Below are 15545 nucleotides of genomic sequence, written 5' to 3'. Positions count from 1 at the left end.
CAAGTAAGTCCAATTTTCCGGAAGTTCAACGGGCCCCACCCGTCGCACAGGCGGCCCGGGTTACCCAGCGAAGCCCAGGGCTCAAACGTCACACCGATTTCCGCAAAGTGACGCGCATCACAGAAGGTCGGGGCCGGTGCGGGGCTCACCCGGACGCGGGGAGTTCGCCGCTACAAGTGGCCCGACCGTAGGCGCCCGTGGCCAGAGTGGACTGGACGTGCTGGCCGCGGATGGCCAGGGCGCAGGTGCCGGTGCCGCCCTTCGCGCCGAGGACGATGCTGACCAGGGGGTCCTTCCCCAGTGGTACGGGGACTGTTGCGCGCCAGGGCAGCCGGGCGTTCTGGACCGTGACCGAGCCGTGGTCGCCGCCGTGTCGGACGTACGAGATGTCGGCAGTGCCCTCGCCGGTGACCTCATAGGTGACATCGGCGGTTGGGACGGCGCGTGGTGCCGGCCTCTCCTCGGTGTCGAGGATGCCGTACGTCACCAGGCCGGCGCAGGCCAGCAGTAGCGCTCCAGCCGCCGCGATACCGCGGCGGTCGATCGGGTTCGTTTTTCTGTTTTCGCTGACCACCGATGCTCCCGATAAAGATTGGAATCAAGGAAATAGGTCCGTCTATACAGGGCCTGGAGCAAAGAAATCCAACCCTTTCGCAAAAGGGGCAAATCGTCGCCCGGTTGATCCGGAGGTGATGGCATGCGGGAACGTATGCCCAGTTCAAGACCTTAAGTGCGGTCGCTTGACCAGGCACTGACCAAGGCTCCAGTATCCCCGCTCGAATCCCCGGCGGGGATTTCTCCTTCTACGCCGGTGGATTCGGTCAGGCTGTCTCGAAAACGTCGGGGTGGCTTATTCGGCGTGCTCGATTTCCCGTTCATTGGGCACCTTGCGAGGAGGAAAGAGTGCCGGAAAGATTCCGGCGAACCCTGGCGGCGATGCTCGTCGGGGCCCTGGGAAGCTCCCTCATTCAGGCACCGGCGTTTGCCGCCGATGCCTCGGGGAGCGACGATTCCGGGGTCTTCGACACTGTTGCCGGCTGGTTCCGCGACGACGAAGAGAAGGAACCGGACAAGCCTCCGGTCGGCGGCAAACTGGAGATCCCCAGCCGTCAGAAGCTGCCCAAGGGCAAGAACGAGCCCAGGGCCACCCGGGTCAAGGAACTGTCCGGGAAGCGCACCGCACACTCCCGGTTCTGGCAGATGTCGGACGGTCGGGTGGAGGCAGAGATCTCCGCAGCGCCCACCGCCTATCGCTCAGGCGGTTCCTGGAAGTCCGTCGACACCACGGTGCGGGCGGACGACGGCAAGGGCGGCAAGGGCTACGCCTTCGCCAATACCACCAACACCGGTCGCAGCCACTTTGGTTCGGACCCGGAGCGGCAGTTACTGCGCTTCGAGACCGAGGGCGGACAGGCGGTCACCCTCGGCCTGGAGGGCGCGGCCAAGGGCGTCAAGCCCACGGCCAAGGACAACACCGTCATTTACAAGGGCGCGGTCGCCGGTGCGGATCTCTCGTACGAGGTGGGCGTGGGCCGGGTGAAGGAGAACATCACCCTGGCCGAACCCCCGGTCACACCGCCGAAGTTCGTCTTCACCCTGAAGGCCGGGGAGCTGACGCCCAAGGAGCGGCGGGACGGCTCGATCGCCTTCTTCGGCGAGTCCCCAGGCACTCCGGTCCTGGTGATCCCGCCCGCGTTCATGACGGACGCCAAGAAGGACAAGGCATCCCCCTACGGTCACACCTTCAGCCCGAAAGTCTCCCAGAACCTCAGCCGCCACGGCAAGGACTGGCGGCTCACCGTCACTCCGGACGCGAAGTGGCTCGCCGCGCCGGAGCGGCAGTACCCGGTGGTGATTGACCCGACCATCACCATTGCGCCGTCCCCGACGGCGGCCAAGGACGTCATGGTCCGCTCGGACCGGCCGACGGAGAACTTCGACACCACCTGGGACCTGTCGGCGGGCAAGACCAGCAGCACGGGCATCGCCCGCTCGCTGATCCAGTTCCCGCTGGACGAGATCCCCGCCGGCTCGAAGATCGACGCGGCCAAGCTGAGTCTCTACTACGACCAGGTCCACACCACCGGCTCCAGCAACGTGGACGTGGAGATCCGGCGGGCCACCGGCACATGGACCGAGACCGGGGCGACCTGGAACAACACCAGCGCACTGGCGGGCGAGCAGTCATCCACCACGGTGCTGCTGGACGACGGCGACCCGGGCACGGCCGCGGTCGGTGAGTGGCCCAGGGTCAGCGGTACGGGCTACTCGGGAGACTACGCGTACAACAAGAACTCCGGCACGGGCGAGTCGTACACCTACCAGCCCCAGGTCCCCGAGACCGCCGACTACCGCGTCGAGGTGCACACCACCCCGCTCGCCGACGGCGCCACCGCCGCCCCGTACACGGTCAATTCGGCAGAGGGAACCGGCAGTTACACGGTGAACCAGGCGACCGGTACCGCAGGGTGGCGGCAGCTGGGCAGCACCCAGCTGGACTTCACCAAGGGCAGCACCGGCAAGGTTGTTCTCGGTGACACCGGTGACGCGACCAAGCGGACCATGGCGGACGGGGTCCGTCTGGTCAACGCGGCGCAGATCCGCAAGGACATCGGCGAGTACAACTCCTGGCACAACTTCGCGGTGGCCGACACGGTCCAGAAGTGGGTCAGCGGTACATCCGTCAACAACGGCTTCGTCATCAAGGCCGTCGACGAGTCCTCCACGGCCCCGCTCGGCGGCCCCCAGTACGAGGCCGGGGACTACGACTACGGCGACGAGACCTCCACGATCCCGCGTCTCTCGGTCACCTTCGGCAGGGTCGGTACCTCGCTGGCCTCACCGACCGTGGTGCATGGTACGGGTCCGGAGCTGAGCTGGAGCGCGTACAAGAACACCACCGGTGACACCGGTCTGGACCTGGTCGAGTACCAGCTGCACCGCTCCACGCAGCAGGTCTTCACTCCGTCGGCCGCGACCCTGGTCGCCCCGGTCGCCAAGACCCTGACGGCGTACACCGACACCACGGCGACCCCGACTCCGGACAGTTCCGCGGAGGAGATCGGCAAGTCGTACTACTACCAGCTCGCGGTCAAGACCGAAAACGGCCAGCTGCTCGGCTCCCCGACCCGGGTCGTCGGCATTCCCAAGGCCGGCCGCACCATGCGGCTCATCCAGGCCGGACAGACCGACACCACCCTGTCCGCCCTCAAGCCGACCACCAATCTCAACACCATTGAGCAGGGCACAGTAGGCCAGGACTGGCTGAGCGTGGGCAATAACTCGGCCACGTACGGCAAGACCCGCGCGGTTATGAAGTTCCCCACCACGGGTATCCCCACCACGGCCACGGTGCTGGAAAGCAAGCTCTTCCTGTGGTCGACGCTCACCGAGCGGACCGGCACATCCAAGGCGACCTACGATCTCCACGGTCTGACCAAGGCCTTCGACGAGACCACCGCCACCTGGAACAACGCCACGTCCACCACCGCCTGGACCGCGCCCGGCGGCGACTACTCGGGCACCGTCTCGGACTACGTCCCCGGCTTCAGCACCGACCTCGGCCGCCACTGGTGGTACTTCACCGAGCTGATGAAGTCCTGGGTGAAGACGCCCGCCACCAACAAGGGCGCCCTCGTCAAACTGCGCGACGAGTCGCAGACCGGCCCGCAGGAGCGCTCGTTGTTCCTGTCGGCGGGCGCCCCGGACGTACAGCTGCGACCGCTGATGCGCGTGATCTACGTGGACTCCACCACGGAGGACACGTACTACGCGCCCCGGACCCCGTCCCGGATGACTCCCAACTCCACCTACACGGTGGACTTCACGGTCACCAACACCACCGCCACCACCTGGGCGGCGGGGGCGCGTCAGCTCTCGTACACCTGGAAGCTGCCCGACGGCACGGACGTCACCACCGGCGGCAACCAGGTCAAGACGGCGATCCCGGAGCTGGCCCCCGGCCAGTCCGCGACGATCAAGGCGCAGGTCAATACGCTGATCAACTCGGACTCCGGCAACAAGCGCACGGACTATGTCCTCGGCTGGGACGTCTTCAACCCGGCCGACTCGACGTGGCTGTCCGCCGGAACCGGCGGCATCCCGGTGCTGAAGCAGAACGTGGCGGTCGAGGACCCGACCTCCAACAGCCTCGGCCTGGAGAAGTTCTACTCGTACACGGGCAAGAACACCGGCGCCGGTTCGTCCCTGATGAACAATCTGGCCTCCGGCAACAGTGTGTGGCAGTACAACGCCATCAACAATCCGGGCCGTGGCGTCAACACCTTCGCGCGCCTCGCGTACAACACGCTGGACACCTCGGACACGGTCCTCGGCCACGGCTGGTCCGCGCAGGTCTCGGGACCGACACGGCTCGGCGCTCCGCTGGACTTCCACCCGAATCCGAACCCGACCGAGATCAGGCTCCCGGACGGCGACGGTACGACCCATGTCTTCCGCAAGCAGCCGGACGGCTCGTGGAAGGCCCCGGCGGGTGTGCACTACAAAGTGACGCCGAAGACGGGCCTGGACTGCACCCCTGCCAAGGACCCGATCCCGGACGCGTGGACGCTGACGCGTCCGGACGGTACGCGGTTCCTGTTCGGCTGCGACGGCTACATGACGTCGGTCATCGACAACGACGGCAATACGCAGACGTACACGTACGAGGAGCGCAGGTCCAACAACAAGCCGACCAAGTTCCTGACATACATCACGGACCCGTCTGGTCGTCAGTCGCTCACGATCGACTACTACAAGAAGGGCGACGCGTCCTACGAGTACATCGACGGTACGGGCGCAAAGGTCTCCGGCACCAATCTGACGAACTCGAAGATCTACGACCACGTGAAGTCCATGACGGACATCTCGGACCGGAAGATCAGCTTCTACTACACCGACAAGGGCCTGCTCGGGCAGATCACCGACGGTGAGACGTCCTCCCAGCCGAAGGTCTTCACGTTCACCTACGACGCCACGCAGGGCAACAAGAACGTCAAGCTGGTCAAGGCGACCGACCCGCGCGGCAACGCGACCGACCTGGCGTACTACTACCCGAAGGAGGGCGACGACCCGAAGTACCACTGGTGGACGCAGACGATCACTGACCGTCGCAGGTTCACCACGGACTTCGCGTACAAGCCCAACACCACCATCAGCGACAAGTTCACCGACACCAAGGTGACGGACGCCGAGTCGCACGCCACGGATCACGTCCTGGACGACTTCGGCCGTCCGGTGCAGATGACGAACGCCAAGTCCCAGACCTCCAAGCTGAGCTGGGACGCGGACAACAACGTCGTGCTGATGGAGGAGCACAACAAGGCGAAGGCCGCGTACTGCTACGACCCCAGGACGGGCTATCCGCTGCGTCAATGGGACGCGGAAGTCACCAAGTCCTGGAGCGGCTTCAATCCGACGGACTACTGCAACCCGTCCTCGTACCCGGACAAGGCGACGGCGTTCGAGTACACCACGCGGATCGACGGCTACTCCGCCGACCTGTTCCGCAAGACGTCTCCGCTGGGCAACACCTGGCAGTTCGGCTATGACGATTTCGGCAACCAGACGTCGGTGACCGACCCGGAGGGCGTCGCTACGGCGACGGTCGACGGCGACTACACGGCCACGACCGAGTACGACGGTTACGGCCAGCCGACCAAGCAGACCGATGCCAACGGCCACTCCACGACGTACGAGGAGTTCGGCCCGCACGGCTACCCGGCGAAGATCACGGACGCTCTCCAGGCGACCAGCACCTTTGTCTACGACGAGCGGGGCAACACCACCGATGTGGTGAACGCCAAGGGCGCCAAGGTCACGCAGGCGTACGACTACTTCGGCCGGCCGATGGAGCAGACGTCGCCGAAGGACCAGGCCGCCGGCATCGTCATCACCACACCGGCTCCGGTCTACGACGCCAACAACAACATCGTGAAGGCCTTCGCGCCGAACGGTGCGGAGACCTCGTCGGTGTACGACGCGGCGGACCAGGTCACCGAGTCCCTCGCGCCCAAGGACATCCCGACGGACGACGAGCGGCGCACGACCACCACGTACGACAAGGTCGGAAACCCCCTGACCGTCACGGAGCCCAAGGGCAATGTGACGACGACGGCCGGCGACTACACGACCACGTACACCTACGACGAGATCTACCAGCCTGTCTCGGTGGTCAACGCCAAGGGCGACAAGGTCTCCAGCGAGTACGACGACGTCGGCAACCTGGTCACCGTCGTGGACCCGAGGAAGAACGCCACCGCCGACACGGCCGACTACACCACGAAGTACACCTACGACCTGAACCACCGGGTCACCAGGACGACGGACGCGGCGGGCACGTTCACATCCGTCAACTACGACCTCGACGGCCGAACCGACAAGGCGACGGACGCCGAGGGCAACACGAGTGAGACGGTCTTCGACCGGCGCGGCCTCGCCAAGGAGGTGAAGGTTCCGTACTCGAAGGACGGCTCCGGGAACATCACCTACCGGACGACCAGGATGGAGTACGACGAGGTCGGCAACCAGACGAAGGAGATCAGCCCGCGCGGCGTCGAAACGACCGACGACGCGACCGATTTCACCTCGGAGACGGTCTACGACGAGCTGAACCGGGTCAAGGAGCGGCTCACCCCGTTCGACAAGGACGACGCCAAGAACTCCACCCCGGACAAGACCCTCTACTTCTACGACACGGTCGGTCAGCTGGAGCGGGTCTCGGCTCCGCCGTCACAGGGCCAGTCGATCCGTAACGACACCGAGTACACCTACTTCGACAACGGCTGGACGAAGACGGCCAAGGACCCCTTCGACATCACCACGGCGTACGACTACAACGCCCTGGGCCAGCAGACGAAGAACACGCTGACCTCGGCAGGTGGCTCCTCGCAGCGGACGATGACGTGGGACTTCTACCCGTCGGGCAACCAGAAGGCGCGCTCGGACGACGGCATCCCGGTCGGCAAGCAGGTGGTGGTCGTCGACTCCACCGATGTCAACAACACGGCCACCCAGGGGAACTGGGACGCGTCCCAGGCAATGGGCCAGTGGGGCTACGACCTCCGTACGCACCCCAAGGGCACCGGCACCTCGTCCTTCACCTGGCAGCTGAACATCCCGCAGGACGGTACGTACGAGGTCTTCACCCGGCACGGCGACGTGACCGGTGCGGCCACCGACGCCCCGTTCAGGATCACCCACGCCTCGGGCGAGGTCACCAAGCCCGTCGACCAGACCACCCGGTCCGGTGAGTGGGTCTCGCTGGGCTCGTACTCCTTCACCGAGTCGGGCACCCAGAAGATCACCCTGTCCGACCTGGCCGACGGCACGGTCGTCGCCGACGGCATCAAGCTCGTCCGCGCCAACACGGGCGAGAGTGACAACGAGAAGAAGGACTTCACCTACCGCTACGACGTCAACGGCCTGCTGTCCGAGGTCAGGGACCTCGCCCCCGGGGCCAGGGCCGATGCCTACGCGATGACCTACGACGAGCTGAACCAGCTCGAGAAGGTCGAGGAGAAGCTGGGCAGCACGGTCAAGAACACGACCGCGCTGACCTACGACGCCAACGGGAACCCGGTCACGACGACCCACGATCTGACGTGGTCGAAGTCCGAGTACGACATCCGCGACATGGTCGACAAGATCACCAACGCGGACTCGCCGACGGCGGGCAATCAGCAGATCACCACCTTCACCTACACCGACCGCGGCCAGCCGCTGAAGCAGACGAAGCCGAACGGCAACACCGTCGACTACACGTACTGGCTCAACGGCGCGGTGAAGTCGCAGACCGAGAAGAAGAGCGGCGAGGTGGTGGTCGCCTCGCACGACTTGGAGTACGACCCGAACGGGAACCGCTCCAAGGACACGTCGAAGGTGATGAACGCCGACAACGCGGCGGACTACCTCGACACGGTCTCGACGTTCGACTACGACCCGCAGGACCGGATCGCCAAGGTCACCAAGACCGGTGACGCGGCGGGCACGGAGACGTACGGCTACGACGGCAACTCCAACATCGTCGAGCAGACGGTGGGCGGGGTGACATCCACGTCGACGTACGACCGCAACCGTCTGCTGAAGACGTCTGCGGGCGGTGTCGCCTCGACGTACAACTACGATCCGCTGGGCCGTCTGGACACGGTGTCGTCCAACGGCTCGGTCCAGCAGAAGAACACCTACGACGGTTTCGACCGGATCGCGAAGAGCACGGCAGGTACGGGCGCTTCGGCCAAGTCGACGTCATACGTGTACGACGCCTTCGACCGCACCGTGTCCGAGACCACGTCGGGCACGGGCGGGAAGACCACGGTCTTCACCTACCTGGGCATGGAGGACAAGGTGCTGCGGGAGGAGGTCGCCGGCAAGGCGACCAAGTCCTACCAGTACTCGCCGTGGGGTCAGAAGCTGACCCAGATCAAGCACGGCACCGACGCGACGAAGGAGTACTCGCAGTACCTCTACCACCCCAAGGGCGATGTGGAGGCGATCACCAAGGACGACGGCAACACGCGTGCCACGTACGGATATTCGGCGTACGGCTCCGACGACGAGAAGCAGTTCACCGGTGCGGACAAGCCGGATGCCTCGAACCCGGAGAAGGAGCAGTACAACGACTACCGGTACAACGCGGCGCGGCACGACGACGGTTCGGGCACCTATGACATGGGTTTCCGGAACTACGACCCGGGCCTGAACCGGTTCCTGACGCGTGACATGTACGGCGGCGCCCTGGACGACATGTCCCTGGCCACCGACCCGTACACGGGCAACCGGTACGCGTTCGCGGGCGGCAATCCGATCTCCTTCGTGGAGCTGGACGGCCACCTCTTCGGCATCGACATCTCCCTCTCGGACGTGGGGCACGCGGCCCTGGACGTGGCGGGCATGGTCCCGGTGATCGGCGAGGCCGCGGACGTCGCCAACGGCGTCTGGTACATGGCGGAGGGCAACTACGTCGACGGTGCCCTGTCGATGGCGGCAGCCATCCCGGGCGCCGGCAACGCGGTCACGGCCGCGAAGTGGGCCAAGAAGGGCGCCAAGGCTGTGGACGCGGTCAAGGGCGGCAAGAAGGCCGGCTCAGGTGCCAAGACGGTGGCGGGCAAGCCCAAGACGTCCAAGCCGAAGAAGACTACGGACCAGCCTGCACCCAAGAAGCAAGGCGGCAGTTGCAAGGCGCCGGCGAAGAAGAACAGCTTCGTTCCCGGCACGAAGGTCGCCATGGCCGACGGGTCCACGAAGAACATCGAGGACCTCAAGGTCGGCGAGTACGTCCTGGCCTCCGACCCGGAGACCGGCGACCTGCAGGCGCGTCTGGTCACCGACACCATCGTCGGAAACGGGGTGAAGGACCTGGTCACCCTCACCGTCGACCCCGACGGCAAAGAGGGGGCGGCCAAGACCGGCACGATCACGGCAACAGCAGGTCATCCCTTCTGGCTTCCGGACTACGGCCGGTGGGTCACAGCAGGGGAGCTCAAGTCCGGCATGTGGCTGCAGACTGCGGCAGGCTCCTGGGCCCAGGTCACGGATGTTGATGAGACCGAGAGGACCCAGAGGGTTCACAACCTCACCGTGGACGGCGTTCATACCTACTTCGTGAGCGTCGGCGGCACCCCTGTACTGGTCCACAACATCGGCGCTCCGGTCCCGGGTGCATGTGCTGTCACCGGCGGGCCGTACCGCGGTGGCCAGTACAAGGACCAGCATGCGAAGAAGGGTGTGATCGAGCGTAATCACATGCCGGCCAGTCAGTCGATCAAGGACGCCTTCAGCATGCCAGAGGGACAAGGTATGACCATCCAGATGGACAAGGCTGACCATCATCTGACGGAGAGTTGGGGAAGCAGTTACGACGGGATGGTCCATCGGGCCCACCAGTCGTATCTCCTCAAGCAGGGGCGCCTCACGGAAGCTCTTCAGATGGATATCGACAATGTAAAGTCGATGTTCCCCGGCAAGTACGATGCTGCAATCGATGAGATGCTGACCAAGCTGCCAAATTTCATCGAAGCCGCAAACAAGGCCGGATTTAACCGGCCGATCGTCTAGGTCGGGAGGCCACCTTGATCGATATGGAAATTCTCCCTTTCGAAGGTTTCCCTGAGGTGCGCTTCGGAGAGTCGAGGCAATCCCTCAGAGAGGCTCTCGGGATGCCTTTGCCCTTTCGTCGAGCGGCATCCTCCCCGGTGCTTTCGGATGCGTACGACGTGTTGGGGATGATTCTCGGATACGACGACAGGGACCTTCTGTACCTGATCGAGGTGGCCACACCGGCAGCGGTGAAACTGCGAGGCGTGCGACTGCTTGACCGTCCACACGCAGAGGTACTGGCGGAGTTGCACTCTGCCGGTCTCTCTGTCGTGCAGAGCGGCACGGACTGGGTGGTTTCCGAGATGGGAATCGTGCTCGGCAATCCTCATCAGGATGATCCGGGGGATTTTCGGAGCGTCTTGATTTCCTCGCGGACTCAAGTGGTTCACGATTTCTCCTTCTTTGAAGGTGAGGGGCAAATCGGGCCGGGAGAATTCGAAGTGGAACCGCGCGGTGGTTTCGGGGCCGTACGACTAGGAGCCGCACGAGAGGAGGTACGTCAACTACTGGGAAGCGGAATGGTGTCAGTGCCAGAATTTGGCGCCGTTTGGCAAGACCACTTTTTTTCGGTGGGAGCAGTCGTTGGTTATGACTCCGAAGAACGCGTCATCCGAATCGTCGTGACCCGGCCCGCGCAGGTAGTGCACCGAGGCATGGAGTTGCTGGGACGCCCCTGCGGCGAGATCAAAACAGAGGCGCGCCGACAGGGCGTGGCAGTGATCGAGCGTGAGGCCGAACTCTACTTTCCGGAGAGCGGGTTCAGCCTGTGGACGGCGCGCGCGGGCGACGACGCGTTGCCGGTGATCGCGGCAGCGTTCGTCCATCAGGGCTCGTAGCCGAGCGAAGAGCACTGGTTGCCACTCTTCAGTGGTGACCAGTGCTGCTCTTGCCGGCCCCGGCGATGCGTCGCGCCGCGCTGTCCGCGAACGACCGTTCAGCCCTCAATGCGGACGGCAGCAGTACCTGAGCGACGATCGGGAACGGGAGTAGCTGCATCCGGGCCCTTTGGCCCCCGAGACTTACTCTCGGGGGCCAAAGCCATGCCGACGGGTATAACGCATCGGGTCGGTCAGCTAGTTATAATCTGCCTGCGTTGGCGTGCCGAGATCCTGGATGACTAAGCCGTGGTAAATGAAATTATCCCCTGGGTGGGCCTGAGTGATATCCGGTTCGGTGACTTCAGAGACGTGTTGCGAAATCGACTCGGTGAACATCGGTCGTTCCGGAGGATTCCTGGTCACCCTCTGATCGACCATTACCTGGAAGCTGGCCTGATGCTCAGCTTCGATGAGTCGGACCGGCTGAACTTTATTGAATGTACTGATTGGGCAGAAGCGGAGTTTGCCGGTGTCCCACTGACTGGTAGGCCACTGGAGGAGGTTCTAGCAGGCCTGCGCCAGGGGTGAGTCTCTTTTGAGCTGATTGACTCGGGGTGGGAACTGACGGGACACGGCATCTCTCTGTACACGCCTGCTCCGGATGAGCTTGATGTTTACGTTCAAGGGGTTTCCATTTTCTCTCGCGAGCCTCTTGATCTGGGGCAGTCGCATACTGGTCATGCTGATTCAAGTGATCTCGAGTCCGGTGAACTTAATTTTCCTCATGGTGAAACGCTTTTCTAAGGAGGCGAGAATGCCGTGGACCTCATGTGGGTTGAGTCGGAGGGCGGGCCGATGATTGTCGTAGAGGAGTCGCTGAGGCGCCTCTGGGGCGGTTACACAAACTCCAACTACGAAAACGCGTGTGAGGTCGAAGGCTACGCCGGGCTGGTGCCGTTCGGGGAGCCGTCGGCCCCCGGGTCCGGGCTGGCGATCAACGACATCCCCGCCCCGACCGCATTCATGGAGGAGTTCCGTGCCATTGTTCAATGGATCTCGTCGTCCAGCGATGCTCGATTCGTCGAGGTCGTGCGCGGAGGCATCGAATTCGTGGGTACATGGGTGGACGGCCCAGTCGTGCAAGTGAACGGCCCGCTCGCAGTGTTCGATGCTGCTCTGCCGGGAACGGAAGCTCTTGCGGACGAACTTCTGCTGGTGGAGATCGAGCCCGCGGTCTATCGACTGAGGACCGCGGACATCGAGTCGGACGCTGGTACGTGCGCACGGGTCCACAAGCTCGATCGGTTTACCCAGTGAACCGCGCGTAGTTGCTGTGCATGGCTGTCGGCCGGGATCGTAAGTGAAACCGGACGGTAAGAGGGAAGCCTCGTCGGTCCCCGGCGAGGCTTCTCGTTTTACAGAAGGAGCGTAATGATCTCGCAAAGTGCCTGGCGTCATTGTCACATTGTTCTGGTAGCGAAGGAAGCGGGCCCCTGCGAACACACGGGTTCAATTCCAGCAGCGAAAATATTTTCACCTGGAGAATGATTTGGAAGAAGTAGAAGCTTCCCATGAGGACATGCGTATTGTGGCAGACATCATCGTGGCTGCGGCGGAGGGGGATCTTTCCGCCGGGCTCGATGAACTGAACGAGTCGATGCGGTCGCTGGGGTGGTATCCGGCGGGCTCGGTGGCGCCTCCGTACTGCCGCGAGTGGAGTTCGGGGGATCAGCGGGTTCATCTGGTCGATGAAGGCGACTCCTGGTTCGTAGACCTCACCTTCCGCGAACTGATGCCCGAGGGAGTTGATGAGTTCGGTTATGTCGCAGTTGAAGAAGAGACTGCCAGGCAAATTCCGATCAGCCGAATGATTCTCGATGAGTTGCTCTCCACGCTCGAAGGGAGAGTTTCGCTGTCGCCAGCGCCAAAAACATACTTCGGTGACATCGATTTCGTGGAGGCTTGGAGCTGGGAGATCTCTGGGCACCCATTCGTCATGGGGGTCTCGGCGATGGACATCGACACGCCGGTTCTTGTCATGGCCCGCATGGGACTGGCGCCTGCGAGCGATGACGAGTAGGTCCGGACTCTGACTCCATGTTGCTGAATCACTGATGCAGCAAGGCATCGGTGATCCGGCAACTTTCGATACACAGGCCTGGGCGGACCGCAGTGAATCGCAATTTTTGTTCCGGTCCGTAGGACAGTAGGAGCTCTAATTGGTTGGTTCGGTAGCTGCGCGGGTCCAGGTCGCCGCGATCGGCGAAACCGAAACCCGCCGTGCTCAGCATGTCCAGTCGACGCTCTAGTAGAAATTGGGTGGCCTGAGCGTCACATTTCGGAAGACAGGGTTCAGGCCGTGCGTTGGCTTTTGCAGATGATGCACCGGGGCAACGGTGACGGATTCCACGAAGCGATGCGCATCGCGCGCGGCATTTCGGCCGATGAAGTCAGGATGGCTGGGGAGCTCGCTGATCGCACGGCTGACGCCGAGGCCATCCTGAAAGTGGTCTGGAACTCCTGAGGACGTGCCCATGACCAGGGGTGGTCATGGGGCCGGATCCCGGGGCGACGCGGCGATTCGGGCTGGTCTTACGCAGATCGGCGGCCGGGCGCGTCCTTGAGGGAGGTGACGAACGACGTCCAGGCAGGGGCGGTGACCGTGAGGACCGGGCCGTGGGCGAGCTTGGAGTCGCGGACGGGGACGATGCCCGCGAGGCCGTCGGCGACCTCCACGCAGTCCCCGCCGTCGCCGTTGCTGTGGCTGCTCTTGCGCCAGCGGGCAGCGCCGGGGAAGGCCTCGGCGACCTCCACGCAGTCCCCACCGGTGCCGTTGCTGTAGCTGCTCTTGCGCCAGACAGCCGTGCTCAAGTCAATTTCGTTGCTTGCCATTTCGGTCATCCTCAGCCGCTTGTTCGATCAGGGCGAGGGACGCCTCCGGAGGCAGTGCGGCGGCCCTGAGCAGATCGTACGACCTGCGGTACTCCGCCACGAGGGCCGGATCGTCAATGGTGTCACCGCTGTGCTGGGACTCCAAGTAGACCAGCGGTGGGGCATCAGGGAAGGCCATGATCTTGGCCATGCCCATCATGAGGGGATGCGGCCCGCAGTTCCACGGAAGGATCTGGGGAACGATTCGGCGGCGCCTTGCCAGCGCAGCGATCCGCTTCAACTGTTCGGCCGCCTGTTCCGGTGGAATTACCGGCTGGCTCAGCAACGACTCGGACAGGATCGCCCAGTACATCGGGGTCCTGTGGTCGTCCTCGAAGAGACGAGCACGCGCCAACCGGGCGGTGACCTTCTCCTCCACCTCATCGTCGGGTGCCAGTGGCATCGCCGCACGGACCACCGCCCGCGCGTACGCGTCCGTCTGCAGCAGACCGGGAATCAGAGTCGGGCACCACTCCTCGATGGTCTTGGCGTGCTTCTCCGCCTCCAGAGCGCGCTCGAAGTAGCTGGCATGGCCTCGCCTCTTCGCTTTTCGCACGTCCTCGCAGCGGCGTTGGAAGAAACCGTCGGTATCCAGCGCCCGGTCCACGTGCTCGGCCAGTTCGGCCGGCATGCGGCGCTGTCCGCGTTCGATCTCGCTGAGGTGGCTGGGGCCGTAGAAGCTGCCTTCCACCAGCTGTTGGAGGGTCAGTCCGGCCTCCTCCCGTTTCCAGCGCAACTCCTTGCCGTAGAAGGTGGGCACACTCGCCGACCCGTCGATGTCCTTGCGCTGCCCCATCGTTCACCGCCACTGGTGTCGTTGCCGCCCGTTTCACGGCGTGTCCGCCCGAGTCCCCGGGATTTCCGCGCCGATGCCAACGCGCAAGGGCATACGCGCAGTTCACAGCCGGGAGTCCGAAGCTCTTCCACGGTATGCCGCAACGCGTCAGAGTGTGAGTGATTCGTCACAGAGCGCACTGGAAGGTGTGACACCCCCATGAACGACCACCCCCACGACGGCGCGGGTACGGACGCCGATGTGCAGGACTGCGTGAACGACCTGCGGGCCGCGCTCGCCGCCCACGGCGTCACGCTGCCCTCCCTCGGCATCGACCTGCCGACCTTCGCTGCCCTCCACCGCACTCCGCCGCTCATCACGCTGGGCAACTGCAACCTGCCCACCGCACGCGCTCTGGTTGCCGCGCTGCGCAAGGGAGTCGCGTGATGCGAGAACCACTGATCCTGGAGCTTCTCGCCACCCCCAAGGCCGTGCCCGAGGTGCGCCACGCCCTTCGCGCGTACATGGGCGGCCCCTGTGCCGACCTCCAGTTGTGCGCAACCGAGCTGATCACCAACGTCATCCGCCACCTCGGCGAGGGCGTCCCCGTAACGGTCCGCGCTTGGTGCGACCAGGGCCGTACGCGATTGGAGGTCACCGATCCTGACCCCCGGGCCCTGCCTGTCCTGTGCAGGGCGGCCGGCGACGACGAGACCGGCCGCGGCCTCGCCCTGCTCGATGCCCTGGCGTTGCGCTGGGGCGTGGAGCAGGGCCCTGGCACCAAGACGGTGTGGTGTGAGCTGGAGGGCAGCGACCGCACGTCCCCTGGTGAGCCCCCCACGGTCATTCGGGTCGATTCGGAAGGGATGTCCGTGGGCGTGATCGCAAGGTGAATGCTGCTGTACAGTCCGCCCGCCGTACAGGCT

General features: G+C 64.3%; 10 protein-coding genes. 7 read left to right on the top strand and 3 right to left on the bottom strand.

Annotated features, from left to right (window positions below; translation table 11 throughout):
- Positions 1 to 145: 145 nt before the first annotated feature.
- Entirely contained in the window at positions 146 to 574 is a 429-nt protein-coding gene (locus ABT115_RS24160; protein WP_351793453.1) for a hypothetical protein, read from the bottom strand.
- A 362-nt stretch (positions 575 to 936) separates the two neighbouring features.
- Here ABT115_RS24160 and ABT115_RS24155 point away from each other — a divergent pair, with 362 nt between their 5' ends.
- The 5 genes from ABT115_RS24155 (at position 937) to ABT115_RS24135 (ending at position 13437) form a co-directional block, all read left to right on the top strand.
- A complete protein-coding gene (locus tag ABT115_RS24155; protein ID WP_502969154.1) occupies positions 937 to 10053 on the top strand; it encodes a golvesin C-terminal-like domain-containing protein in 9117 nt (3038 codons plus the stop codon).
- Positions 10054 to 10067: 14 nt separating this feature from the next.
- A complete protein-coding gene (locus tag ABT115_RS24150) occupies positions 10068 to 10931 on the top strand; it encodes a hypothetical protein (protein WP_351793447.1) in 864 nt (287 codons plus the stop codon).
- Between the two features lie 810 nt (positions 10932 to 11741).
- Complete coding sequence (locus ABT115_RS24145) at positions 11742 to 12230, top strand: Imm21 family immunity protein (RefSeq protein ID WP_351793505.1); 489 nt, start codon at positions 11742 to 11744, stop codon at positions 12228 to 12230.
- 262 nt (positions 12231 to 12492) lie between these two features.
- Positions 12493 to 12993 carry a hypothetical protein gene (locus ABT115_RS24140; RefSeq protein ID WP_351793444.1) on the top strand — a complete coding sequence of 167 codons (501 nt, stop codon included), beginning with the start codon at positions 12493 to 12495 and terminating at the stop codon, positions 12991 to 12993.
- A gap of 279 nt (positions 12994 to 13272) precedes the next feature.
- Positions 13273 to 13437, top strand: a complete 165-nt coding sequence (locus ABT115_RS24135) for a hypothetical protein (RefSeq protein ID WP_351793441.1) — start codon at positions 13273 to 13275, stop codon at positions 13435 to 13437.
- Positions 13438 to 13505: 68 nt separating this feature from the next.
- On the opposite strand, the gene ABT115_RS24130 is transcribed toward ABT115_RS24135, so the two are convergent.
- Positions 13506 to 13805: a DUF397 domain-containing protein gene (locus ABT115_RS24130; protein WP_351793439.1), complete on the bottom strand. Its 300-nt coding sequence runs from the start codon at positions 13803 to 13805 to the stop codon at positions 13506 to 13508.
- Positions 13786 to 14640: a helix-turn-helix domain-containing protein gene (locus ABT115_RS24125; protein WP_351793436.1), complete on the bottom strand. Its 855-nt coding sequence runs from the start codon at positions 14638 to 14640 to the stop codon at positions 13786 to 13788. The genes ABT115_RS24130 and ABT115_RS24125 overlap by 20 nt, the downstream gene beginning before the upstream one ends.
- 198 nt (positions 14641 to 14838) lie before the next feature.
- Between ABT115_RS24125 and ABT115_RS24120 the strand changes: the two genes are divergently transcribed.
- The gene (locus ABT115_RS24120) at positions 14839 to 15066 is read left to right on the top strand and encodes a hypothetical protein (RefSeq protein WP_351793433.1); all 228 of its coding nucleotides are present in this window, start codon (positions 14839 to 14841) and stop codon (positions 15064 to 15066) included.
- On the top strand, positions 15066 to 15512 hold the full coding sequence (locus ABT115_RS24115; RefSeq protein WP_351793430.1) for an ATP-binding protein: 447 nt from the start codon (positions 15066 to 15068) through the stop codon (positions 15510 to 15512). The genes ABT115_RS24120 and ABT115_RS24115 overlap by 1 nt, the downstream gene beginning before the upstream one ends.
- The last annotated feature ends 33 nt before the right edge of the window (positions 15513 to 15545 follow it).

It is taken from the genome of Streptomyces sp. NPDC001832 (genome assembly GCF_040297265.1).
In the GTDB taxonomy this organism is placed as follows: domain Bacteria; phylum Actinomycetota; class Actinomycetes; order Streptomycetales; family Streptomycetaceae; genus Streptomyces.
This window is presented reverse-complemented; position numbering and strand designations above follow the sequence as displayed.

Bases quoted from the DNA above. Each gene is read 5' to 3' on its own strand.
- ABT115_RS24155 (WP_502969154.1), top strand. From the start codon at position 937: ATGCTCGTCGGGGCCCTGGGAAGCTCCCTCATTCAGGCACCGGCGTTT.
- ABT115_RS24145 (WP_351793505.1), top strand. From the start codon at position 11,742: ATGTGGGTTGAGTCGGAGGGCGGGCCGATGATTGTCGTAGAGGAGTCG.
- ABT115_RS24140 (WP_351793444.1), top strand. From the start codon at position 12,493: ATGCGTATTGTGGCAGACATCATCGTGGCTGCGGCGGAGGGGGATCTT.
- ABT115_RS24130 (WP_351793439.1), bottom strand. From the start codon at position 13,805: ATGGCAAGCAACGAAATTGACTTGAGCACGGCTGTCTGGCGCAAGAGC.
- ABT115_RS24125 (WP_351793436.1), bottom strand. From the start codon at position 14,640: ATGGGGCAGCGCAAGGACATCGACGGGTCGGCGAGTGTGCCCACCTTC.
- ABT115_RS24120 (WP_351793433.1), top strand. From the start codon at position 14,839: ATGAACGACCACCCCCACGACGGCGCGGGTACGGACGCCGATGTGCAG.
- ABT115_RS24115 (WP_351793430.1), top strand. From the start codon at position 15,066: ATGCGAGAACCACTGATCCTGGAGCTTCTCGCCACCCCCAAGGCCGTG.